Raw genomic sequence first — 23,832 nt, 5'->3', positions numbered from 1 at the left:
CAAGCCGATCTTCGACTGTATCGTGGGGCAGAGGGCAGGCCTGCGACGCATCGGCCCGCGCCTCAGCCGCCCCGGCGCCGGGCCAGGAAGAACCGCAGCATCTCGCGCGAGGCATCCGGCCCGGCGGGGTCGGTATGCGACCCCGAGGCGCGGCCGCCCGACCAGCCGTGGCCGCATCCATGCACGGTCCATTCCTCGAGCAGGGTCCGCCCCGACTGGTTCTGATAGGTCCGGCGCGTGAAGTCGCGTCCCCGGTCCGTGCGGCCGGTGGCCATGCGGCAGACAAGCGGTCCGGGGCGCGATCGTTCCAGGTTGCCCAGAAAGCCGCCCGCGTTGCTGGGATGGACGATGCGGTCCTGGTCGCCGTGAAAGACGATGGTTGGCAACTGCGGCGGCAGCTTGCCGCCGATCCCGGCGCGCGGCTTGCCCCGCATGGCGGCCACGGCCGATCGCAGCGACCGGATATTGCCCAGGGGCACCCCGGAATGAACGCCGACCGCCGCGAAAAGGTCGGGATAGGCGGCGCCGATGATGGCGGCGGCGGTCCCCCCGGCCGAAATTCCGGCGATATAGACCCGCGACGGATTGGCCCGCCCCAGCACGATCGCGTGGCGGGCCAGGGCCGCGATCAGGGCCGGCTCTCCCTTGCCGCGCACCTGGTTCCGGGGATCGTGCCAGTTCCAGCAGCGGCCGATATTGGCCTTGGGCGACTGCTGGGGATACAGCACCAGGACGCCCATCGCGTCGGCCAGCCGGTTCATGGCCGTGCCCGCCGCGAAATCCGCCGCCGTCTGCGTGCAGCCGTGCAGCATGACCACCAGGGGCATCCGCCGTCCGGCCGATCCCTTGGGCGTGTAGAAGCGAAAGTCGATCTCGCCTTGGGGGCAGACGAACGTGTCGGTGATGAAACTGCCCGGCGCCGGTCGCGGGGGCCGCGCCTTGCCGGTCTTGCGCGCGGTCACGCCCGCGGCCAGGCGCTTGAGGGCGGCAGCCCCGGCGGGCAGCCCCAGCAAGGCCGGCAGCGCCGGGGCCGACGGGACGCGCAAACGCTTTCGTCCGGGGCGCGCCGCCTTGGCGAACATCCTTATCAGGCCAGCCATCGACATTCTCCTGCCCGTGCGTGAGTCGCGGCGGGACCGGGCATCCCTGTCGCATGTCGGCGCCGGGGTCAATTCGCGCCGGGGGGCAATCGGGCCGGTGTCGTTCCGCTGCCGATTTCCCCCGCAAGGCGATTGAACCCGGCCCGCGTCTGCGGAAAGATGGTCCAAACACCAGCGGAGAGGACTATGGACCGCGACAGCCTGGAACTGAGATCGACCGTGTCGGCCGACGGCACGCTGCGAATGGCCCTGGAGCCGGTGCGTCTGCCCGAACCCGGTCCCGGACAGGTTCTGGTCCGGGTCGAGGCCGCGCCGATCAACCCTTCGGATCTGGGGCTGATGTTCGGACCGGCCGACATGGCGACCCTGGCGCGGGACGGTCAGGCCCTGACCGCCCGCATCCCCGACGCCGCCATGCCCTCCCTGCGCGCCCGGATCGGCCAGGCCCTGACCGCCGGAAACGAAGGGGCGGGCACGGTCGTCGCGGCGGGGCCGGATCAGCGGCACCTGATCGGCAGGCGGGTGGCGATGCTGGGCGGGGCCATGTATGCCCGCCTGCGCCTGATCGCCGCCAGCGACTGTCTGGTGCTGCCAGACGGCGCCCTGGCCGAACAGGGCGCCGCGCTGTTCGTCAATCCGCTGACCGCGCTTGGCTTTGTCGAAACCATGCGGGCCGAAGGGCACACGGCGATCGTGCACGCGCCCGCGGCCTCGAACCTGGGGCAGATGCTGGCGCGGATCTGCGGGGCTGACGGGATCGGCCTGGTCAACATCGTCCGCAGCCCTGCGCAGGCGGCCCTGCTGCGCGATCTGGGTGCGGTTCATGTGGTGGACAGCAGCGCGGGCAGTTTCCGCGACGACCTGACCGGGGCCATCGCCGCGACCGGCGCCACGCTGTGTTTCGACGCCATCGGCGGGGGCGAAACGACCAGCATCGTCCTGAACGCCATGGAAACGGTCGCGGCGCGCGACATGGCCACCTATGACCGATATGGCTCAGCGGTGATGAAGCAGGGCTATGTCTATGGCGCCCTGGACACCGGACCCACGGTCCTGCGCCGCGGCTTCGGCTTTCGCTGGGCCATCGGCGGCTGGCTGTTGTTCCACGCGCTGCGAGGGCTGGATCCGGCCACGGTGGAACGGATGCGCCAACGGATCGTGGACGAGATGACGACGACCTTTGCCAGCCATTACACCGCGCGGATCACGCTGGAACAGGCGTTGGATCCGGCCATCGTCGCGGCCTATGTCCGAAAATCGACCGGGGAGAAATACCTGCTGACTCCGTGACAGGGGACGGCCCGGCGCGGACCCCGCCGGACGGGCCTTGCCGCTTGACAGGCCCCGCCCGGCGTCGCATGGTCCTGCCGGAAACCAGGGGTGCTCCGATCCGGGGCTGAGATGCGCGACGATGCGCGAACCCTTCACAGCTGATCCGGGTAATGCCGGCGGAGCGAGGGAAAACAGATGTTCATTGGCGCGCAGGTGTCGCTCTATCCCATGACCTCGGATTTCGTCGGGGTCATCACGGCGGGGCTTGAGGCCCTGGCCCCCCATCGCGACCGGCTGCGGGTCGAAACCGACGACATGTCCACCCTGATGGTCGGCCCGCCGGACGCGCTGTTCGACGCGATCCGCGATCTGTTCGCGGGGGCCGCGCGCGGCCCGGCGCATGTGACGCTGCACGCCACGATCTCGCGCGGCTGTCCGGGCGAACCGGACGATCCCGCCTGCCGCTGCGAGACGCTGGCGCAAGCACAGACCCAGGCCTTGTCCGAACGCCAGGCCCTGGCCCACGGCGCCGTGCAGGACGCGACCGTCCTGGGTGTCGGGATCGACGTGCAGTTCTCGCTTTATGCGATGGGCGAGGGGCGGCACATGGACGAAATTTATGGCTGCATCGCGTTTCTGAAAACATCGGGGACGTTCCAGCGGTCCAAGAATTTCTGCACCCGTCTGCGCGGGGATGCGGGGCCGGTGTTCGAAACGCTGCACCAGGCCTTTCTGCGCTTCGGTCCGGCGCAGGGGCATGTGACGCTCGACCTAACGGCCTCGGCCAACAGCCCCGGCCTGCGCTGATCCCGCGGCCGGGGACCGCCGATGCTGCCGCGCATTCCGCCGTCGCTGATCCTGTTCGCCCTGCTTCTGGCCGGGTGGGAGGGATACTGCCGCCTGTCCGGGGCATCCCCCATGATCCTGCCACCGCCGTCCGGGGTGGCGCGCGCCCTGCTGGCGGAACGGGCGACCATCGGCGGCCATGCGCTTGCCACCTTGTCCGTGGCGGCGCTTGGATTCACGCTGTCGGTGGTCTTTGCCTTCATCGCCTCGGTTGCGTTGCATGGGCTGCCCTGGGCGGAACGCGCGCTGATGCCGCTGTTCGTGGCCAGCCAGACGGTGCCGCTGGTGGCGCTGGCGCCGCTGATGATCCTGTGGTTCGGCTTCGGCCTGCTGCCCAAGGTGCTGCTGGTGGTGCTTGTGACCTTCCTGCCCATGCTTCTCAGCCTGCTGTCGGGCTATCGCCAGACCCCGGCCGACTTTCGCGACCTGCTGGTGTCCATGGGCGCCAGACGCTGGACGGTCTTTCGCCGCGCCACCCTGCCATCGGCGCGGGCGCCGTTTCTGGCGGGGCTGCGGATTTCGGCCACCTATGCCATCGTGGCGACGATCTTTGCCGAATATGCCGGGGCGCGTCGGGGGCTTGGCATCTATATCCTGGCCGCGAAGAACAATTTCCGCGCCGATCTGGTGCTGGCCGCCGTGGTGGTCTCCGCCGCCCTGACGCTGGCGTTGCTGGCCATCCTGCAATTGGCCGACCGGCTGACGGCGCGCGGCCCGCAGGAACGTCCCGATGCTTGAGGTGCGGGGCCTGACCATCGCCGCAAGGGGACGGAATCTGGTCCGCGACCTGTCCTTCGCCCTGCCCGACCGGGGGATCACCGCGCTGATCGGGCCGTCGGGCTGCGGCAAGACTTCGGTTCTGCGGTGGCTGGCGGGCATCCTGGGGAACGGGCAGGGCGGGTTGCGGGCGCGCGGGCGGCTGTTGCTGGACGGCGCGCCCGCTGCGGCCCCGCACCCTGCGCTTTCCTATCAGCCGCAAGGCGACGCATTGTTCCCCTGGCTGACGATTGCCCAGAATGCCGCCCTGGGCCTGACGGTCGCGGGCCTGCCGCGCGGCAAGGCCATGGCACGGGCGGCGGCCCTGTTCGCGCCGTTCGGCCTGGCCGGATGCGAGACGCTGTTTCCCGCCCAGGTGTCGGGCGGGATGCGGCAGCGCGCGGCCTTTCTGCGCACCATCGTCCAGGACAGCCGCTTCGCGCTGCTGGACGAGCCGTTCTCTGCCCTGGATGCGGTGACGCGGCTGGCCATGCAGGACTGGCTGCTGGCGCGGCTGCGCGACCGTCCGCGCGGGGTCCTGCTGGTCACGCACGACCTGCACGAGGCGACGGGCCTGGCCGACCGCATCCTGGTGATGGCCGCCGGTCCCGGCCGCATCGTGGCCGACATCCCCGTTCCCATCCCCCGCGACCGGCGCACCGAGGCCGCGATGGCCCCGCTGCGCCAATCCCTGAAATCCCTGCTGCTGAAGGAGCTGCCCCGATGATCCGCCCCATCCTGATCGCCGCCGCCCTTGCCCTGCCGGTTACGGCCGCGGCCGATACGCCGGTGTCCATCGCGCTCGACTGGACGCTGAACACCAATCACATCGGTCTGGTCGTGGCCCGCGACAGGGGACTTTACGCCGCAGCCGGGCTGGAGGTCGATCTGCTGCCCTATTCGGACACCAATTCGGCGGCCCTGCTGGCGGCGGGGGCGGCGGATTTCGGCTATCTCACCTCGCTGGGCTTTCTCAGCGCCAGGGCAGGCGGCGCGGATCTGGTCGCGCTGTGGGCGACGACGCAGCATGAAACGGGACGGCTGGTCTTCGACAGCGGCAACACGGCGATCGCCCGGCCCGCCGACCTTTCGGGCAAGACCTATGCCGGCTTCGGCACCGCGTGGGAGGATGCGCTGATCGGCGCCATGATCCGCAACGACGGCGGCGATCCGGTCTGGGACACGGTTACGCTGGGCACCGGCGCCTACGAGGCCCTGGCGGCGGGCGCGGTCGATTTCACGCTGGAGGTGGCGACCTGGGAAGGCGTGAACAGCGCCTTGATGGGGCGGCGCCAATCGTCGTTCACCTATGCCGATTTCGGCATTCCCGATCAGCAGAACGGTTACATCGCGACGCGCGCGGCGACGCTGGCGGACAATCCCGACCTCGTGGCCGCCTTCATGCGGGCGACGCAGGAAGGCTATGCCTGGGCGGCCGACCACCCCGATGAAGCAGCCGACCTGCTGATCGCAGCCGGCGATTTCCCGAACCCCGATCTGGTCCAAGGATCGATGCGCGCCCTGGCCCAGGGCGGATACCTGCGCGACGGCGATACGCCGGTGGGCCGCATCGACCCGGATCGTTTTTCCGCCATGGCGCGGTTCCTGTTCGACAGCAGGGTGCTGAAGGACGCGGACGGCGCGCCCCTGGCATGGCCGGGCGATGTGTCGGACTGGTTCGATCAGGACTGGATGGACCGCTGATCCCCGGCGGCAGCGCCGTCACGGGGCCGCCGCATCATCAGACTGACCAAACGCCGGGCACTGCGCGCAATCTTTTTGCGCGTGCAGCATGAATTCGGCCCGATCTGCCCGGACGGGGATCGGGGCGCTTGGCAGGGCATCGCGATTCGGCCATCGTCGGCCCATGGCCCGACGCAATGGCGCGTCACTGGCCCGCTCGCAACGATGCGGCATCTTCCGAACGCGCGCACTTGTGGTGCCGGTCTTTCCGCCGCCGGCAATCGCGCGTTCCGACAGCCCCTGTTCCCCGTTTCGCCATCGGAGCATCCATGTCCGCCATCACCCTGTCCCGATCCGGGCGCGCCTTGTCGCTATCGACCGCCGCATTCACCGTCTGCTTCGCGGTCTGGACGATCTTTTCCATCATCGGCATCCAGATCAAAGACCAGCTGTCCCTGACCGAAACCCAGTTCGGCCTGCTGGTCGGAATGCCGGTCCTGACCGGATCGCTGGTGCGCATCGTGCTGGGCGTGGCCAGCGACCGCATCGGCGGCCGCGCCGTCTATACCCTGACCATGCTGGCCGCCGCCGCCGCGACGTTTCTTCTGTCCTGGGCCACCACCTATCCGCAGATGCTGCTGGCCGCGCTGGGCGTGGGCATCGCGGGCGGTTCCTTCGCCGTCGGCGTGGCCTATGTGTCGCGCTTCTTCGACGGCGCGCGGCAGGGGACCGCGCTTGGCATCTTCGGCGTCGGCAACGTGGGCGCGGCGCTGACCAAGTTCGCGGCCCCCTTCGTGATGATCGCCTGGGGCTGGCAGGCCACCGCGCAGATCTGGGCGGGCGCGCTGGCGCTGACCGCCATGCTGTTCTGGATCCTCAGCACCGACGATCCGGTCACGGCCGCCCGCCGTGGCACCCGTGCGCCGCTGCGCAGCCTTCGGGCCGAATTCGCGCCCTTGCGCAACGTCCAGGTGTGGCGTTTCTCGGCTTATTACTTTTTCAGCTTCGGGGCCTTCGTCGCCCTGGCGCTGTGGCTGCCCCATTACCTGATTGGCGTTTACGGCTTTGACGTGAAGACCGCCGGCATGATCGGGGCGGCCTATTCGATCCCGGCCTCGATCTTCCGGGCCTATGGCGGGGTGCTGTCGGACCGGGTCGGCGCGCGCAGCGTGATGTATGCGACCTTTCTGGTGTCGCTGGCCGCGACCGGCATCCTGGCCCTGATCCCCGGCCTGTCGGTCTGGGCCTTCCTGGCGGTGATCTTTGTGCTGGGCTTTTTCATGAGCCTGGGCAAGGCCGCCGTCTACAAGCACATCCCCACCTATTACCCCGGAAACGTGGGCGCGGTGGGCGGGCTGGTCGGCATGATCGGCGGTCTGGGCGGGTTCGTGCTGCCGCTGCTGTTCGGCTGGCTCAAGGATCAGACCGGAAGCTGGTCAAGCTGTTTCACCGTCCTGTTCCTGCTGGTCGCGGCCTGCACCCTGTGGATGCACCTGTCCATCCGCCAATCACGCATCGCCCCCCAACCCGTCTGAGGAGCCAGCCATGAAACGCAAACTCGTCGTCATCGGCGCCGGCATGGCCTCGGGCCGGTTGCTGGAACAGGTGTTCGAGGCGGCTCCCGATGCCTGGCCCGACGCCTGGGACGTGACGCTGTTCAACGCGGAACCGCGCGGCAACTACAACCGCCTGATGCTGTCGCCGGTGCTGTCGGGCGAAAAGACCTATGACCAGATCGTCACCCATGACGCGGCTTGGTATGCCGCCCACGGCGTCGATTGCCGGTTCGGGGAACCTGTGGTGCGCATCGACCGAGCAAATCGCGTCGTTTACTCCAACGCGGGCGGCGCGCCCTATGACGCCCTGGTGATTGCCACGGGGTCCGCGCCTTTCATCATCCCGGTGCCGGGCCGCGACCTGCCGGGCGTGGTCAGCTATCGCGATCTGGACGATACGCAGGCGATGATGGACACCGCGGGCAAGGACGCAGTGGTCATCGGCGGCGGGTTGCTGGGGCTGGAGGCCGCGGCGGGCATGGCCGCGCGCGGCGCCCGCGTCACGGTGATCCATCTGATGGGCCACCTGATGGAACGCCAGCTGGATCCGGCGGCGGGATACCTGTTGCAGCGCGATCTGGAACGGCGCGGCATCACCGTGCATTGCAAGGGGGCGACCAAGGCGATCCTGGGCCACGACCGGGCCGAGGCGGTGCTGCTGGAGGATGGCACAGTCTATCCCGCCGATCTGGTCTGCATGGCCGTGGGCATCCGCCCGGAAACCCGGCTGGCGGTGGACGCGCATCTGGAGGTCGAGCGCGGCATCGTCGTGGACGACGCACTGCGCACCAGCGACCCGGCGATCTTCGCGCTTGGCGAATGCGTGGAACATCGCGGCCAGGTCTTCGGGCTGGTCGCGCCGCTGTATGACCAGGCCAAGGTTCTGGCGCAGACCCTGCTGGACGGAAATGCAGCATTTGCCCCCGTGCAGACCGCGACCAAGCTGAAGGTGACGGGCTGCGATCTCTACAGCGCGGGCGATTTCGCCGACGCGCCGGGGCGCGAGGACATCGTGTTCCGCGATCCGGGGCGCGGCATCTACAAGCGGCTGGTGCTGGAGAACGACCGCATCGTGGGCGTGGTGATGTACGGCGATACCGCTGACGGGGCCTGGTTCTATGGACTGATGAAGGACGGCACTGACATCGGGCCGATGCGCGACACGCTGATCTTCGGCCCGGCCTTCCAGGGGGGTGCCGCCCCGGACCCTATGGCGGCCGTTGCAGCCTTGCCGCCTGAGGCGGAGATCTGTGGTTGCAACGGCGTTTCCAAAGGCACGATCCTTGATGCCGTGGCCGGCGGGGCCTGCACGCTGGACGCCATGCGGGCCTGCACCAAGGCGTCCGCGTCTTGCGGCACCTGCACGGGGCTGGTCCAGCAGGTCATGGCCCTGGCCCTGGGCGGCGAGGTTCAGGACGCGCCCGCAGGCATGTGCAAATGCACGGACCATAGCCACGAGGACGTGCGCCGCCTGATCCGGGCGATGGGGCTGAAGTCGATCCCCGCCGTGATGCAGGATCTGGGCTGGAAATCCGTCGGCGGCTGCCATTCCTGCCGCCCGGCGCTGAATTACTATTTGCTGGCGGAATACCCGCTGGAATACCGCGACGACCGGCAGTCGCGCTTCGTCAACGAACGCAACCACGCCAACATCCAGAAGGACGGCACCTATTCGGTGGTGCCGCGCATGTGGGGCGGCGTCACCACGCCCTCTGAACTGCGCGCCATCGCCGATGCGGCCGAGAAATACGACGTGCCGATGGTCAAGGTCACGGGCGGGCAGCGCATCGACCTGCTGGGCGTGCGCAAGGAGGATCTGCCGCGCATGTGGGCCGACCTGAACGCCGCCGGGCTGGTATCGGGCCACGCCTATTCAAAAGGGCTGCGGACGGTCAAGACCTGCGTCGGCAGCCAGTTCTGCCGGTTCGGCACGCAGGATTCGACCGGCCTGGGCATCCGGCTGGAACAGGTGCTGTGGGGGTCCTGGACGCCGCACAAGGTCAAGCTGGGCGTATCCGGCTGCCCCCGCAACTGCGCCGAGGCGACCTGCAAGGACGTGGGAATCGTCTGCGTCGATTCGGGGTATCAGATCAGCGTCGCGGGCGCGGCGGGGATGGAGGTCAAGGAAACCGAACCCCTGGCCACCGCCGCGACCGAGGACGAGGCCGTGGCCGTCGTCACGGCCTTTGTCCAGCTTTACCGGGAAAACGCCCGTTATCTGCACCGGCCCCATAAATGGGTCGCGCGGGTGGGCATGGACTGGGTCAGGGCGCAGATCGAGGATCCTGCCATTCGTGCCGCCCTGATCGAGCGGTTCGAGATCAGCCAGTCGGTCTATCGCCGCGATCCCTGGGCCGATCTCTCCACCCCATCGGAAACGCCCCGCTGGGCGCCCCTTGCCGACCTGACGCTGGAGGCCGCGGAATGACGCTGCTCATCGACATCGGTTCGCTGGACGATATTCCGCGCCAAGGCGCCCGCCTGGTCAAGACCGTGCAGGGCTGCATCGCGGTGTTCCGCACCGCCGACGACCGGGTCTTTGCCCTGGACGACCGTTGCCCCCACAAGGGCGGCCCCCTGTCCGAAGGCATCGTCCATGGCGATCGCGTCACCTGCCCGCTGCACAACTGGGTCTTCGACCTGAACAGCGGACAAGCCCAGGGTGCGGACGAAGGCAGCGTGCAAACCTTTGCCGCCAAGGTGCAGGGGGGCCGCGTCCTGATCGACGCGGGCCTGATCCGCCGCAGCGCCGCCGCCTGAAGGGGGCTTTCCATGACCATCCAGTCCCCCCGTCCCGCGATCCGCACCACCTGTCCCTATTGCGGCGTGGGCTGCGGCGTCCTAACCACCCCCGACGGGTCGGGCGGGCTGGCGGTGGCCGGCGACCCGGACCATCCCGCGAACTTCGGACGGTTGTGCGTCAAGGGATCGGCCCTTGGGGAAACCGTGGGCCTGAAAGACCGGCTGCTGACCCCCCGAATCGATGGCCAGGAAGCGACCTGGGACCAAGCCCTGGACCTGGTGGCGCGGCGGTTTTCCGACACCATCGCCCGGCACGGGCCGGATTCGGTCGCCTTCTACGTCTCGGGCCAGTTGCTGACCGAGGATTACTATGCCGCCAACAAGCTGATGAAGGGCTTCATCGGCAGCGCCAATATCGACACGAACTCGCGCCTGTGCATGGCGTCATCGGTCGCGGGCCACCGCCGCGCCTTCGGATCGGACACTGTGCCGGGTCTTTACGAGGATCTGGAACTGGCCGATGTGGTGGTGCTGGTCGGATCGAACCTGTCCTGGTGCCATCCGGTCCTGTATCAGCGGCTGGCGGCGGCGCGCGCGGCGCGGGGCACCAGGGTCGTCGTCATCGACCCGCGCCGCACCGCCACCTGCGACATCGCCGACCTGCACCTGCCGCTGGCGCCGGGATCGGACGCGGCGCTGTTCAACCTGCTGCTGGCCGACATCGCCCGCCGCGGCCTGGTATCCGAAACGCCCGACGGGCTGGACGACGCCCTTGCCGCCGCCCGCGCGACCCTGCCCGGCGCGACCGGCCTGCCGCACAGCGCCATCCGGCAGTTCCTGGATCTGTGGTGCGGCGGCGACCGCGTGGTGACGGTCTATTCCCAAGGCATCAACCAGTCCGACAGCGGCACCGACAAGGTGAACGCGATCATCAACTGCCATCTGGCGACCGGCCGGATAGGGCGGCCCGGCATGGGTCCGTTCAGCGTCACGGGCCAGCCCAACGCCATGGGCGGCCGAGAGGTCGGCGGGCTGGCCACCATGCTGGCCTGCCATCTGGACATCGAAAACCCCGCCCATCGCGACGCCGTGCAGGGGTTCTGGCACGCGCCCCGGATGGCCGCGAAACCGGGCCTCAAGGCCGTGGACATGTTCCGCGCGGTCGAGGATGGCCGCATCAAGGCCCTGTGGATCATCTGCACCAACCCCGCCGTGTCGATGCCCCAGGCCGACCGCGTGGCCGCCGCCATCAAGGGCTGCGGCTTTACCGTGGTGTCCGACATGTTCGCGACAACCGACACGGCACGGCTGGCGCAGGTCGTGCTGCCCGCGACGGGCTGGGGCGAAAAGGACGGAACCGTCACCAATTCCGAACGCCGCATCAGCCGGCAGCGCCGCACCCTGCCCGCGCCGGGGCAGGCCCGCGACGACTGGCGCATCATCGCCGGGGTGGGCGCCCGGATGGGCTGGGCCGACGCCTTTGCCTGGGACCACCCGGCCGACATCTTTGCCGAACATGCGGCCCTGTCGGGCGTGGCGGGCGCGCTTGGCGGGGACTTCGACATCTCGGCCCACGCGGGGATCACGCGCGGCGCCTATGACACGCTGGAGCCGTTCCTGTGGCCGCACTCTGCGCGGCGGCGCAACCGCCGCTTTTTCGCGGATGGGCGGTTCCACACGCCGTCCGGCAAGGCGCGGATGCTGGCCATCGCGCCGCGCGCCCCGCAGCCGGTCGATGCGGCCCATCCGTTCCGGCTGAACACGGGCCGGGTGCGCGACCATTGGCACACCATGACCCGCACCGGCCTGTCGCCCCGGCTGTCGCGTCACCTGGCCGAGCCGTTCCTGGAACTGCATCCGGCCGATGCGGCGCGTCTGGGCCTTGCGCCCGCGTCGCTGGCCAAAGTGACAAGCCCAGAAGGCCGCGCCATCCTGCGGGTGCTGGTGACGGATCGCGTCGCGCCGGGCCATCCCTTCGCCCCGATCCACTGGACGGGGGAAACGGCGCCGTCGGGCCGTGTGTCCGCCCTTGTGCCGGGAACCGTGGATCCGGCGTCGGGCCAGCCCGCGTCGAAATTCGCGCCCGTCGCCATCGCGCCGTTTGCCGCCGCATGGCACGGGTTCGCGGTCTCGACCCGGCCGATCCGCGCCGATTGCGATTATTGCGCCTTCGCAAGGCTGGCGTCCGGCTATCAGGCGGAACTTGCCGGAAGCACCGCCCCCGAGACCTGGACGGATGTGGTCCAGGCCATGTTCGGCATCGATGCCGAGCCGGTCGTGGTCCAGGATCGGCAGCGGGGGATCCTTCGCATGGCTTTCGTGGAAGGCGGCCACCTGAGGGCGGCCCTGTTTGTCGCGCGGGAACCGGCGGCCGTGGCGCGCAGCCTTGTCGTTTCGGCGTTGGGGACGGACGCGCGGGCGGATATCCTGGCGGGCCGCGCGGGGCAGGATCGGCCCGACGAGGGGGCGATCGTCTGTTCCTGCTTTCAGGTGGGTGTGAACACGATCCTGCGCGGAATCGCCACCCAAGGATTGATGACGGTCGATTCCATCGGCCAGGCGCTGTCCGCCGGAACCAATTGCGGATCGTGCAGGCCGGAACTGAAGTCCCTGCTGGACCGCGCCCGGCATCCGGCACCGGACCGGCCGGCGATCGTCGGATCCGCCTGAACCCCGTGGCGGCAGCAAATCGTCAGTCGATGCGCTGCCCGGTTTCGGCATGGAACAGGTGCGTCGCCCCCGGTCGGCAGGCCAGTTGCAACCGATCCGGCACGGCATCCCCGGCGGGCATGGTCACGGTCAGCATCTCTCCGTTGGTCCGGCCATGGACCAGCCGTTGCGCGCCCAGTTCCTCGACCGCGATCACGTCCAGGGCGATCGGACCGCTTGGATCGACCGCCAGATCCTCGGGGCGGATTCCGACGATGCCGGCATGGGCGGTGCCGGGCAGGTTCGGGACCGCGCGCGACGGGATCAGGTTCATGGCCGGGCTGCCGATGAAGCCCGCGACGAATGTGGATGCGGGCCTGCGATAGACATCCAGCGGCGTGCCGATCTGTTCGATGCGCCCGCCGTTCAGCACTACCAGCCGGTCGGCCAGGGTCATGGCCTCCAACTGGTCGTGGGTCACATAGATCGAGGTGGTGCGCAGCCGGCGCTGCAAGTCCTTGATCTCCAGCCGCATGGTGACGCGCAGTTTCGCGTCCAGGTTCGACAAGGGTTCGTCGAACAGAAAGGCCGCCGGTTCGCGGACGATGGCGCGGCCCATGGCGACGCGCTGGCGCTGACCGCCCGACAGGGCGCGGGGCTTGCGGTCCAGATAGGGGCCGATTTGCAGGATGGCGGCCGCATCGGCCACGCGGCGGTCGATGTCCGCGCGCGGCGTGCCGCGGTTCTTCAGGCCATAGGCCAGGTTCTGGCGCACCGACATGTGCGGGTACAGCGCATAGTTCTGGAACACCATGGCGATGTCGCGGTCGGCGGGCTCGATGTCGTTGACCACGCGGTCGCCGATGCGGACGGTGCCTTCGCTGATGGATTCCAGCCCGGCAACCATGCGCAGCAAGGTGGATTTGCCGCAGCCCGACGGGCCGACCAGCACGATGAATTCGCCGTCCCTGATGTCGATGCTGACATCGCCCACGGCGCGGGTGCCGCCGGCATAGATCTTGCCGACCTTGTCGAGAATGATGGATGCCATTGTCTTACTTCTCCGTCTCGACAAGACCTTTGACGAACAGGCGCTGCATCCCGATCACCACGGCGACCGGGGGCAGCATCGCCAGCATCGCGGTGGCCATCACCAGATGCCATTGCGGCAGCCCGTCCACCGCGTCGGCCATCCGCTTGATGCCCGCCACGATGGTATAGTAATCGCTGCTGGTGGTAATCAGCAGCGGCCACAGGTACTGGTTCCAGCCATAGATGAACAGGATCACGAACAGCGCCGCGATGTTGGTGCGCGACAAGGGCAGCAGGATGTCGCGAAAGAACTTCATCGGTCCTGCGCCGTCGATGCGCGCGGCCTCGGTCAGTTCGTCGGGAATGGTCAGGAACACCTGCCGGAACAGGAAGGTCGCGGTGGCCGACGCGATCAGCGGGATCGACAACCCGGCATAGCTGTCCAGCAGCCCCAGATCCGCGACCACCTGGAAGGTCGGAACGATCCTCACCTCCACCGGCAGCATCAGGGTGATGAAGATGCACCAGAAGGCCAGGTTTCGCAGCGGAAAGCGGAAATAGACGATCGCGAAGGCCGAGGTGATGGAAATCGCGATCTTGCCGCAGGCGATCAGCAGCGCCATGACAAGGCTGTTCAGCATCATCGTGCCGACCGGGGGGGTGCCGCTGGTCGATACGCCCGCGTCCAGCATCCGTGCATAATTCTCGACCAGATAGGGTCCGGGCCACAGCGGGATCGTGCCCGACATGAAATCCGTGGCGGTGTGGGTGGACGCGACGAAGGCCACCCAGACGGGCAGGGCCACGATGGCCACGCCCAGCATCAGGGTCAGGTGCGCCAGAAGGTTCAGGCCGGGGCGGTTTTCGATCATCAATAGGCCACCTTCTTTTCGACCCAGCGGAACTGCACGATGGTCAGCGCGATGACAATGACCATCAGCACCACCGACTGCGCGGCCGACGAGCCCATGTTCTGGCCCACGAAGCCGTCGAAATAGACCTTGTACACCATGATGTTGGTTGCCTGCGCGGGGCCGCCCTCGGTTGTGGCGTCGATGACGGCGAAGGTGTCGAACATGGCATAGACGATGTTGACGACCAGCAGAAAGAATGTCGTCGGCGACAGCAGCGGCAACGTGATGTCGAAGAACCGCCGCACCGGGCCCGCGCCGTCGATGGCCGCGGCCTCGCGCAGGCTGGCGGGCACCGATTGCAGGCCCGCCACGAAGAACAGGAAGTTGTAGCTGATCTGCTTCCAGGCCGAGGCGATCACCACCAGGGCCATGGCGTCGGATTTGGAGCTGATGTGGTTCCAGTCGTATCCCACCATCTCCAGGACATAGGGCATCACGCCGATGGTCGGGTTGAAGATGAACCACCACAGGATGCCCGCGACGGCGGGCGCCACCGCATAGGGCCAGACCAGCAGCGTGGTATAGACGCTGGCGGACCGGATCATCCGGTCCACGGCAACCGCCAGCAACAGCGAAAAGCCCATCGACAGGACGGTCACCAGCACCGCGAACACCGCCGTGACCTGAAGCGAATTCAGGTATTCCGGGCTGTTCCACAGCGCCCTGAAATTGGCCAGCCCCACGAAGCTGGTGTTTATGCCGAAGGCATCCTGGCGCAGGAAGCTTTGCCGGATCGCCTGGGCCGCAGGCCACAGGAAGAAGACAAAGGTGATCGCCAGTTGCGGCGCCAGCAGAAGCCAGGGCAGCAACTGGTTGCGAAAAAGGGTACGCTTCATCCTGAACCTTGTCTTGAAAGCGGAACGGGGCCGCGCAGGCGCGCGGCCCCGGCAGATCCTACTGGTTCTGCGCCTCGAATTCCTCGATCAGCGCATTGCCGCGTTCGACCACGGCGTCAAGCGCGCCCTGGGCATCCTTGGATCCGGCCAGAAGCTGCTCGAACTCCTCGTCGATGATGCCGCGAATCTGGACATAGTTGCCGAACCGCAGGCCCTTGGAATTCTCGGTCGGCTCGTTCAGCGTGATCTGCTTGATGCCGGTGTCGGCGCCGGGGTTTTCCGCATAATAGTCCGCCATCTGGTCCATCGCCGCCTGGGTGATCGGCAGATAGCCCGAGAAGGACGCCCAGTCGGCCTGCACCTCGGGCGAGGACAGGTATTCGAAGAACTTCGCGACGCCCGCGTATTCCTCGTCCGGGCGGCCCGACAGCACCCACAGCGTGGCCCCGCCGATGATCGAATTCTGCGGCGCGCCTTCGACATCGTCGTAATAAGGCAGCATCCCATAGCCCAGTTCGAAATCCTTGGCGTTGGCGATCACGCCCGCGCGGCTGGCCGAGCTGCCCATGTACATGGCGCATTCCTGCGAATAAAACATCGGCGCCGCATTGTCGCCGCCGACCGGGCCGCCATACTTGAAGACCCCCTCGTCGGCCATGCGCTTGAGGTTTTCCCAGTGCTTGACCTGGACCGGGCCGTTCAGCGTCAGCCGCGCGGCGGTGCCGCCAAAGCCGTTCTGTTCGGTGCCGATGGGCTGGTTGTGCCAGGCCGACAGGTTCTCGGTCTGGATCCAGCTTACCCACTGGGTCGTGAAGCCGCAGGTGGCCGCGCCGGTATCGCGGATCGTTTTGCTGAACTCCTCAAGCTCGGCCCAGGTCTTGGGCGGGGTGTTCGGATCAAGGCCCGCCTTTTCGAACACCGTCTTGTTGTAATAGACGATCGGGGTCGAGCTGTTGAAGGGCATCGACAGCATGTTGCCCTCGGTGTCGGTATAGTATCCGACGACGGCAGGCAGATAGGCGGCGGGATCGAAGGCCGCGCCCTGGTCAGCCATCAGCTGATGGACCGGAACGATGGCGCCCTTGGCGGCCATCATGGTGCCGGTGCCAACCTCGAACACCTGGACGATGGCCGGCTGCTGCTGCGCGCGGAAGGCCGCGATCGCGGCGGTCATGGTTTCGGGATAGGTGCCCTTGTAGGACGGCACCACGGTGTATTCGTCCTGGCTGTCGTTGAAACCCTTGGTGATTTCCTCCAGCTTGGCGCCCAGTTCGCCGCCCATGGCGTGCCACCACTGGATTTCAGTCTGCGCGTTTGCTGCCGACAGCGACGCAAGCAGCGCCACCGCAGATGCGGTGAATAGGTATTTCATATGGTCCTCCCCTTCAGGGTTGCGGTTCGCGGACGGGCCTAGCGCGCCTGGATGACGCGAACGCAACACTTTCCTGACGGGAAGGTGACACTGTTTGACCAAACGGTCAATGACGCCACGCAGGCCTGGAAATCAGGATAATGTCCCCAGGACAAAGTCTTCCCGGTCCGCGAAAGCCGAGCCGATGACCGCCCGGTCGCGCGCTAGCCCTTGAGGATCAGCGCCGCGCCGCTGACGATGGAAAAGATCAGGACGGCAAGGCGCAATCCCGGCCCGTTGACGCGCGCATGGACGACCCGCGACAGCGCGGTGCCGACCAGCACGGCGGGGATCAGGTACAAGGCCGCCAGCATCTGGTCCTGGCCGATGCGCCCGGCGATCAGCAGGATCCCCAGCGAGATCACCTCGCCCACCAGAAAGCAGGTTGCGACGGTGGACCGCAGGATCGGTCCGGGCGCGTGCTGGTACAAAAGCGCCAGGGGCGGCCCGCCGATGCCGGTGGCGGTTTCGGTCACGCCGGTGAACAGCCCCACCCCGACCGAGGCCGGGGGCGAGGGATCGAAGGGCGGCGACAGCAGCGCCACCCCGGCGGCCAGGACGGTCAGAAGGCCCACCGCGATTTCCAGTTGGCGCACCGACAGCGCGATGAGGACCGCCATGCCCAGGAAGGTGCCCACAAAGCGGCCCGCCGTGATCCAGCCCGCCCCCTGCCGGTCGATCGCGTGCCGCTCTCTCCAGGCCACCAGGGCATTGAGCGGCAGCATCAGGATCAGCAGCGTGACCGGCAGGTAGGTGGCATCGACAAAGCCAAAGACCGGCGCCACGATCAGCGCAAAGCCGATGCCGACCGCCCCCTGGACAAAGGCGGCGGCGGCGACCAGCAGCGACAGGGCCATGAAGATTGCAGGGGTCACGCGGGCCTCGTTGCCATCAGGCTGTCGGCGGTGGGATGGATGCGCTGGATCGGAGCCTTGGCGATGGCCGGGGACGCCTGTTCGCGGACCTGCGCCATCAGCGCGCGGGCGTCCCAATCGACCGGCCAGCCCTGCACCATCCGCAACCGGCCGTCGGTGAACACCGCGTCGATCTGGTCGCGGTTGCCATAGCGAACCAGTTCCCAGGCCAGGTCGTGCGAGGGCGTGAATTCCGGCCGGTCCAGATCGACCAGCAGGAAATCGGCGGCCAACCCCGGCGCGATGCGGCCCGTCACCCCCGCCAGCCCGCTGGCATCCGCCGCCATCCGCGTGGCCGCATCCAGCCACAGCCAGCCTCCGCCGCAGGAACTGTCGCCCGCAGCCAGGCCATATCCCGCACGCTGCATGGTTTCCGCCGCGTCCATCAGCCGGAACCCGTCGGCGCGCGTGCCGTCCGTGCCCAGGCCGAACCGGATGCCAAGCGCCTGCATCTGCAAGGCCGGGGCCACCGCGTTCCCCTTCCAGACCGAGGCGACGGGGTTATAGGCCACCGCCGCCCCGGTATCGCGCAGCAGGTTCAGTTCGGACGGCGTGACCAGCGTGGAATGCGCGATCAGCGTCTGCGGCCCAAGCGCGCCGACCTGGGCCAGATGTTCCAGCGGCCGACGGCCATGGGCCACCAGCGACCGTTCCACGGCCACCAGATGCTCGTTCACATGGATCTGGAAGACCGCGCCCGCCGCGCCCGCCATGGCCGCGATGTCGCGCAGCATCGCGTCGCTGGCCACCTCGGGGATCGAAATCGCCAGTGACGGGTGGATCAGCGGATCCCCCTGATAGGCGGCCAGATGCGTCTCAGCCGCCTGAAGGATCGTAGCGCGGTTGGGAACCACGGCCGCGCCGCCAAGGTCGTTGCAGATCTGCGCCACGACCAGCCGCAGCCCGGTTTCGCGGGCGGCATCGACCAGCCGGCCGATATGACCGGCCGAGCGGGTGCCCGCATCCACGGCCGCAGTAAACCCGCCGCGCAGGCATTCGAGCGCCGCAAGTTTGGACGACAGATACACCATGTGCTCGTCAAGGCTGCCTTCCAGCGGCACCCAGATGCGGCGGAAGATCTCGGACGGCTCTCCGAAGACCAGCGACTTGCCCAGCGACTGCGTCAGATGGGTGTGGCTGTCGATGAAGCCCGGCATCATCAGGTGATCCGGCAGTTCCACACGCCGCGCAGCCGGATGGCGGGCGCGCAGATCCGCCATGGCGCCGATGTCCGCAAAGCTGCCGTTCCGCAACAGCGCCGCCATGCCGGGCTGCGGGCCGCTGTCCAGCAGCAGGCGGCCCGGCGCGACGATCAGGTTGTCGGTCGCGGCGAAGGTCTGGCGGAAATCGGTCATCGGGCGTGCCCCGGCACGTCAAGGGGTTTCGGGGCGTTGAACTGGAAGAAGGCATTCACCACCGCCGCCGTGATCGTGCCCATCGCCAGGCCGTTGCCCAGGATCATCTGCGACCATTGCGGAAACTGGCTGTACACGCCGGGCACCAGGATCGGCATCAGCCCCATGGCCAGGCCCGAGGCCAGCGTGAACATCGCCCCGTGTTCGCGCAGATCGACGCGCGACAGCATGTGGATGCCGATCACGCCGATGATGGAAAAGACGATGACGGCCGTGCCGCCGACAACCGCGCCGGGCAGAACGCTGGCCAGACGCGACACCGGCCCCAGCAGCGCGATGACGACCAGGATCACCCCGGCCATCGCCGTCACATAGCGCGACCGGACGCCGGTGGCGCGCACGATGCCCACGTTCTCGCCCGAGGTGATAATCAGAGAAGTTCCGAACAGGCCGCCGACCACCGACGCCACCGCGTCGCCGCGGATGGTGCGGGGCACGATGGCATGGGCGTCGCCCTTGCGGTCCACGATCTCGGCCGTGGCGATGGTCTGGCCCGTCGCCTCGGCCATCGAGATGATGGAAAAGACGATCAGCGGCAGGGACGCGATGATGTCGAATTTCGGCAGCCCGAAGGGGAACAGCTGCGGCACGGCGATCAGCGATCCCTGCATCACGCCCGACACGTCCAGCCTGCCCAGGGCCGCCGCCAGCAGCGTGCCCGCGATCAGCCCCAGCATGACCGACACGCGCTGCAACGTGCCGGTGAATACGCGCGAAAAGATCACCGTCAGGGCGATGGTCGCCAAAGCCAGCCCGACATTGACGGGATCGGCGAAATTGTCGCTGCCGGGCCGGCCGGTGATCGTGCCGCCATAGATCTTGACCAGGTTCACCGCCACCAGCAGCAGCATGGTGCCGACCACGATCGGCGGAAAGAACCGCAGCAGGCGCCGGAACACCGGCAGAGCCAGGAAATAGAACGCCCCGGTCATCAGCACCGCGCCCACCGCCGTCTGCACGTCGGTCTGGGTGGCGATGGCCAGGAAGATCGCGATGGGGGCGCCGCCGGGTACCATGATGAAGGGCAGCCTTGCGCCCAGTCCCGCAGGGCCGAAGCTTTGCAGGATCGTCCCCAGCCCGCAGACCAGGAAGGTCGCGCTGATGATCGACACCGTCAGGGCGGCATCGAAGCCCAGCGTCTGCGCCACCAGAAAGACAGCCGTGATCGGCGAGGCCGCCATCACCAGCACATGCTGGAAACCGTAAAGGACCAGATCCTTCAGCGGCAATCTTTCATCGGCGGGATCGGAAGGCGGGCGGTGGTCCATCGCTGTCGGCATGTCGTTTTTCCCTGTTTCAAGAATGCGTGTCTGCTTCTGCAAATCGTTTTGCTAACGGGCGTCATACCATGCTTGCTGATTCTCGCAAATCGTTTTGTTGCAAAGATTGGCGCTATCTTGCTAGGGTTGGCGGACACAGGTGCGACGAGGGGACCGTGACCAAGCCCACCATTTCCGATCTGGCAAGGGCGGCCGGGGTGTCGGTCACGACCGTATCCCATGCCTTCAGCGGGCGCCGTCCTGTGGAACCCGAAACCCGCAAGCGGATTCAGGCGCTTGCCGACCAGATGGGCTATCATCCCAGCCACATGGCCCGTGCCCTGCGCAGCGGGCGGACCGGGGTGATCGCCTTGGCGTCGTCGATGCCCTTCGCAGTGGCGGCGGGTCCGTCGCGTCTGGGGTTCCTGATGGAGATCGCGGCCTCGGCGGCGATGTCGGCGCTGACCCGCGACCTGGCGCTGTGCCTGATCCCGCCCCATCCGGCGGCGCAAAGCTGTGGCGCCACCAGCTTTGACGGCGTGATCCTGGTCGAGCCTGCGCGCGACGATCCGCTGGTCGCCCATTTCGAGCGGCGCAAGACGCCGGTGGTATCCATCGGAACGGTGCCAGACCGCCCCGACATTCCCGCAGTGGACATCCGGTCGGGCGAAACGACGGCGCTGCTGCTGGATCACCTGGCCCGGCAGGGATCGTCCCGGATCGCGGCGCTGATCGGTTCCACCCCCCGGACCAGCCAGATCGAGGCCGAGGCGGCCTATCTGGACTTTGCCAAGGCCCAGGGCCATCCGCCGATCCTGGTCAGGCTGGACGAGGCCGAAGGCGAGGATCTGGCCTGCCGCGAAACCCGCCGACTGATTCAGGCGGACCCGCGCATCGACGGCATCTATGCGGCCATCGACGCCTTTGCCAGCGGCGCCGTCCGCGCGGCCCATGATCTTGGGCGCGCGATGCCCGACCGCCTGCGCCTTGCGACCCGCTATGACGGTCTTCGGGCCAAGCTGTCGGTTCCGCCGCTGACAGCGGTCGATCTGCATCTGCCCGCGACGGCGGAACGGGCGGTTCAACTGCTGCTGGATCGGATCGGCGGCAGGAACGGACAGGCCGTCGCCGACCCGCCCGATCTGGTCGCGCGACAGTCCTCGGGCCGCAGTTCCGACCGATCCTAGGCTGGACGGCCCGACGGCAGACGCAATAATATTCGCCGGACCCCCGGCGATACGGCATCAAATAGGTTCGCCCCCCGTCCATACTGCCCCTGTCCGACAAGGGAGCGCGTGGCGATGGATCAGGAAACAGGGCAGGCCGCCGATCCCTTGCCCCGATTGCGCATCGACGCCTATGACACCCTGGCCCAGCCGCTTGGGCTGGCGCAGCGAAGGCTGCTGCACGAATTGACGGTGGGGGTGCTGTGGCCGCATCGGGCGCATGACCTGGATCTGTTCCTGTCGCTGGGCCAGGGCTATCTTGCCATGGACGAGATCGGGCGCCCGGTCGGATCGGCCATGTATTTTCCGATGGGCGACGATTTCGCCATGCTGGGGATGATGGTGACGGTGCCGCGGTTGCAGGCGCGGGGCGCGGGCAAGTGGCTGTTGCAGCGCGTGCTGGCCGATTGCGCGGGCCGCGACCTGCGGCTGAGCGCGACCCGGTCGGGATACCGTCTTTATGCCGCGGCCGGGTTTCTGCCCGTCGCCGTCATCCATCAGCAGCAGGGTATCGCGCGGCCCATCGGGACCGGCCCGGCATCAGGCGCCGGGATCCGCGACCTGCGCCCCACCGATCAGGCGGCGCTGCGCGACCTGGACCAGGCGGCCTATGGCGCGCGGCGGCGGCGGATTCTGGATGCCCTGCTGCCCTTGTCGACGGGTACGGTCGCGCTGCGCGACGGGGCGGTGCGCGGCTTTGCCCTGCAACGCGAATTCGGCCGGGGCGTGGTCATCGGCCCGGTCGTGGCCGAGGACGACGCGATGGCGATGGCCCTAACCGCCCCGCTGATCCGGGCCAATGCCGGAACCTTTGTCCGCCTGGATACGCCGGTGGACAGCGAGGTGTTCCTGGGCTTTCTGGCCGATGCCGGCCTGGCGGCCTTTGACACGATCACGGAAATGCGCATCGGCCCGCCCCGCCGCGCGACGGCCGGGGCCGTGACCTATGGCCTTGCCTCGCATTCGCTGGGCTAGGGGGCCTGCTTCCCTCGTGCCGCCCCTTAGGACAGGCGGTCCTTCAGCCCGAACCACAGCCCCACCAGCGGCAGGAACCACGGCTTGCCGCTGTGGGCCGGAATCGCGGGCCAGTCCAGGCCGTCCAGCGGGTTGGTATCCCGCCGCCCCATGGCCAGATCCGCCAGCACCTGTCCGATCAGGGTGGACATCTGCGCGCCGTGGCCGGAATAGCCCAGGCCGTCCAACTCTCGGTCGGCGTCAAGGCCTCGGGGGTGGGCCGCGAAGGCGCGCAGGACGGGATCGAGGAATACCTGGAAACCAAGGCCTTCCATTTCGGCGGGCTGTAAGACCCGCCGCCGGAACCGGGGAACAGCCGCCTGGAATTGCCGCGGCGGAACGCCCGATGGATGGCCGCAGCATCCCCGCACCGTCCGGGAAACGACGTGTGCTTCACGCCGGATCCGGGGAACCGGCCAAGGGGCCTTGGTCTTGATAGGGGAACCACGGCACATGCCGCCGGGATCGGATTCGATGAGGTCGAGATGCAGCCTGACAACGACACGCCCGCCGGGCTTGAGGACATAGCCCGCAAGCACGGCTTCACCCCTGGGGCGGCCCGAACGATGCTGGCATCGCTGATGGCCGGCCACGGCAGGCAGGCGCAGTTCGACCATCCGGAATTCGGCGGCATGGGGCAATGGTCGGGCGGCGGAATGCTGATGATCGGCGCGATGTTCGACACCGCGTTGAAAGCCCGCGTGGACGGATTGATCCGGGATCTTACGGGACTGGCGCAGACGGCGGCGCAGGCCCGCCGTTCGTCCGATGCGGACGATGGTTCCGGTGCGTCGGCATGGCCGCAGGAACTGGGCGTGCCGTCGTCCAGCGGATCGCAGAACGGCATGGATTACGCCGTCTTTGCTGAAACGCGCCGTCTGGCCGTGCGGCAGGACGGCCAGTTGACGGTTTATGACACCGGGGACCATCGGATCGGCGGCGCGTCCCAGCGGCAGGACGGCGGCCGCTTGGTGCATTTTGCCAGCCAGCACGGGCCGGTATCGCTGGCAAGCCTGGCGCGGGTGGACCTGAACGATGCCGAACGCCGGCAGGCTGATCCCCCGCCACGCGATCCGCAATCGCAGGATGGGACGATCCCCGCCACCATCGAACGGCTGCACGACATGCTGTCGCGGGGCATCCTGACCCAGGCGGAATTCGACGCGAAAAAGGCCGATATGTTGAAACGGCTTTGAGACGGCGCGGC

Annotated in this window: 22 protein-coding genes and 1 riboswitch; of the genes, 13 read left to right on the top strand and 9 right to left on the bottom strand. The window is 68.0% G+C overall.

The window, feature by feature from the left end; translation table 11 throughout:
* Window positions 1–62: 62 nt before the first annotated feature.
* Entirely contained in the window at window positions 63–1,100 is a 1,038-nt protein-coding gene (locus CHB77_RS09770; protein WP_207303029.1) for an extracellular catalytic domain type 1 short-chain-length polyhydroxyalkanoate depolymerase, read from the bottom strand.
* A gap of 186 nt (window positions 1,101–1,286) precedes the next feature.
* Between CHB77_RS09770 and CHB77_RS09765 the strand changes: the two genes are divergently transcribed.
* The 9 genes from CHB77_RS09765 (at window position 1,287) to CHB77_RS09725 (ending at window position 12,625) form a co-directional block, all read left to right on the top strand.
* Window positions 1,287–2,390, top strand: a complete 1,104-nt coding sequence (locus CHB77_RS09765; RefSeq protein ID WP_089388015.1) for a zinc-binding dehydrogenase — start codon at window positions 1,287–1,289, stop codon at window positions 2,388–2,390.
* Window positions 2,391–2,466: 76 nt separating this feature from the next.
* Window positions 2,467–2,574, top strand: a riboswitch (TPP riboswitch).
* Window positions 2,568–3,179 carry a YkoF family thiamine/hydroxymethylpyrimidine-binding protein gene (locus CHB77_RS09760; protein WP_089388014.1) on the top strand — a complete coding sequence of 204 codons (612 nt, stop codon included), beginning with the start codon at window positions 2,568–2,570 and terminating at the stop codon, window positions 3,177–3,179. It overlaps the preceding riboswitch by 7 nt.
* Window positions 3,180–3,200: 21 nt before the next feature.
* Window positions 3,201–3,956 carry an ABC transporter permease gene (locus CHB77_RS09755; protein ID WP_089388013.1) on the top strand — a complete coding sequence of 252 codons (756 nt, stop codon included), beginning with the start codon at window positions 3,201–3,203 and terminating at the stop codon, window positions 3,954–3,956.
* Complete coding sequence (locus CHB77_RS09750) at window positions 3,949–4,701, top strand: ABC transporter ATP-binding protein (RefSeq protein WP_089388012.1); 753 nt, start codon at window positions 3,949–3,951, stop codon at window positions 4,699–4,701. Before CHB77_RS09755 ends, CHB77_RS09750 begins: the two co-directional genes overlap by 8 nt.
* A complete protein-coding gene (locus tag CHB77_RS09745; RefSeq protein WP_089388011.1) occupies window positions 4,698–5,678 on the top strand; it encodes an ABC transporter substrate-binding protein in 981 nt (326 codons plus the stop codon). Before CHB77_RS09750 ends, CHB77_RS09745 begins: the two co-directional genes overlap by 4 nt.
* 308 nt (window positions 5,679–5,986) lie before the next feature.
* Complete coding sequence (locus tag CHB77_RS09740) at window positions 5,987–7,192, top strand: MFS transporter (protein ID WP_089388010.1); 1,206 nt, start codon at window positions 5,987–5,989, stop codon at window positions 7,190–7,192.
* A gap of 10 nt (window positions 7,193–7,202) precedes the next feature.
* Window positions 7,203–9,641, top strand: a complete 2,439-nt coding sequence (nirB, locus tag CHB77_RS09735) for a nitrite reductase large subunit NirB (RefSeq protein WP_089388009.1) — start codon at window positions 7,203–7,205, stop codon at window positions 9,639–9,641.
* Window positions 9,638–9,973 (top strand): nitrite reductase small subunit NirD, encoded by a 336-nt coding sequence (nirD, locus tag CHB77_RS09730; protein WP_089388008.1) that lies wholly within the window; start codon window positions 9,638–9,640, stop codon window positions 9,971–9,973. Before nirB ends, nirD begins: the two co-directional genes overlap by 4 nt.
* Window positions 9,974–9,985: 12 nt before the next feature.
* Window positions 9,986–12,625, top strand: coding sequence for a nitrate reductase (locus CHB77_RS09725; protein WP_089388007.1), 2,640 nt, complete (start codon window positions 9,986–9,988; stop codon window positions 12,623–12,625).
* A 22-nt stretch (window positions 12,626–12,647) separates the two neighbouring features.
* On the opposite strand, the gene ugpC is transcribed toward CHB77_RS09725, so the two are convergent.
* The 7 genes from ugpC to CHB77_RS09690 all read right to left on the bottom strand — a co-directional run bounded on the left by ugpC (window position 12,648) and on the right by CHB77_RS09690 (window position 20,406).
* On the bottom strand, window positions 12,648–13,655 hold the full coding sequence (ugpC, locus tag CHB77_RS09720) for a sn-glycerol-3-phosphate ABC transporter ATP-binding protein UgpC (RefSeq protein ID WP_089388006.1): 1,008 nt from the start codon (window positions 13,653–13,655) through the stop codon (window positions 12,648–12,650).
* A 4-nt stretch (window positions 13,656–13,659) separates the two neighbouring features.
* On the bottom strand, window positions 13,660–14,508 hold the full coding sequence (gene ugpE, locus CHB77_RS09715; RefSeq protein ID WP_089388005.1) for a sn-glycerol-3-phosphate ABC transporter permease UgpE: 849 nt from the start codon (window positions 14,506–14,508) through the stop codon (window positions 13,660–13,662).
* Window positions 14,508–15,386, bottom strand: a complete 879-nt coding sequence (gene ugpA, locus CHB77_RS09710; protein ID WP_089388004.1) for a sn-glycerol-3-phosphate ABC transporter permease UgpA — start codon at window positions 15,384–15,386, stop codon at window positions 14,508–14,510. Before ugpA ends, ugpE begins: the two co-directional genes overlap by 1 nt.
* A 58-nt stretch (window positions 15,387–15,444) precedes the next feature.
* A complete protein-coding gene (gene ugpB / locus CHB77_RS09705; RefSeq protein ID WP_089388003.1) occupies window positions 15,445–16,758 on the bottom strand; it encodes a sn-glycerol-3-phosphate ABC transporter substrate-binding protein UgpB in 1,314 nt (437 codons plus the stop codon).
* Between the two features lie 203 nt (window positions 16,759–16,961).
* Window positions 16,962–17,672, bottom strand: a complete 711-nt coding sequence (locus CHB77_RS09700; protein ID WP_089388002.1) for a sulfite exporter TauE/SafE family protein — start codon at window positions 17,670–17,672, stop codon at window positions 16,962–16,964.
* The gene (locus tag CHB77_RS09695; RefSeq protein WP_089388001.1) at window positions 17,669–19,066 is read right to left on the bottom strand and encodes an amidohydrolase family protein; all 1,398 of its coding nucleotides are present in this window, start codon (window positions 19,064–19,066) and stop codon (window positions 17,669–17,671) included. The genes CHB77_RS09700 and CHB77_RS09695 overlap by 4 nt, the downstream gene beginning before the upstream one ends.
* Entirely contained in the window at window positions 19,063–20,406 is a 1,344-nt protein-coding gene (locus tag CHB77_RS09690) for a uracil-xanthine permease family protein (protein WP_165456237.1), read from the bottom strand. Before CHB77_RS09690 ends, CHB77_RS09695 begins: the two co-directional genes overlap by 4 nt.
* 155 nt (window positions 20,407–20,561) lie before the next feature.
* Between CHB77_RS09690 and CHB77_RS09685 the strand changes: the two genes are divergently transcribed.
* Together CHB77_RS09685 and CHB77_RS09680 are read left to right on the top strand one after the other, a co-directional pair.
* Window positions 20,562–21,572 (top strand): substrate-binding domain-containing protein, encoded by a 1,011-nt coding sequence (locus CHB77_RS09685; RefSeq protein ID WP_089387999.1) that lies wholly within the window; start codon window positions 20,562–20,564, stop codon window positions 21,570–21,572.
* Window positions 21,573–21,686: 114 nt separating this feature from the next.
* Entirely contained in the window at window positions 21,687–22,586 is a 900-nt protein-coding gene (locus CHB77_RS09680) for a GNAT family N-acetyltransferase (protein ID WP_089387998.1), read from the top strand.
* Window positions 22,587–22,612: 26 nt separating this feature from the next.
* On the opposite strand, the gene CHB77_RS09675 is transcribed toward CHB77_RS09680, so the two are convergent.
* On the bottom strand, window positions 22,613–22,777 hold the full coding sequence (locus tag CHB77_RS09675) for a hypothetical protein (RefSeq protein ID WP_242626596.1): 165 nt from the start codon (window positions 22,775–22,777) through the stop codon (window positions 22,613–22,615).
* Window positions 22,778–22,786: 9 nt separating this feature from the next.
* Between CHB77_RS09675 and CHB77_RS18780 the strand changes: the two genes are divergently transcribed.
* Both CHB77_RS18780 and CHB77_RS09670 read left to right on the top strand, forming a co-directional pair.
* Entirely contained in the window at window positions 22,787–22,915 is a 129-nt protein-coding gene (locus CHB77_RS18780) for a hypothetical protein (protein ID WP_278185013.1), read from the top strand.
* A 195-nt stretch (window positions 22,916–23,110) separates the two neighbouring features.
* Window positions 23,111–23,821, top strand: coding sequence for an SHOCT domain-containing protein (locus CHB77_RS09670; RefSeq protein WP_089387997.1), 711 nt, complete (start codon window positions 23,111–23,113; stop codon window positions 23,819–23,821).
* Window positions 23,822–23,832 lie beyond the last annotated feature (11 nt).

It is taken from the genome of Paracoccus sediminis (genome assembly GCF_900188295.1).
Classification (GTDB): domain Bacteria; phylum Pseudomonadota; class Alphaproteobacteria; order Rhodobacterales; family Rhodobacteraceae; genus Paracoccus; species Paracoccus sediminis.
Note: the sequence above shows the minus strand (reverse complement) of the source record. Positions and strands in the feature narration are given on the sequence as shown.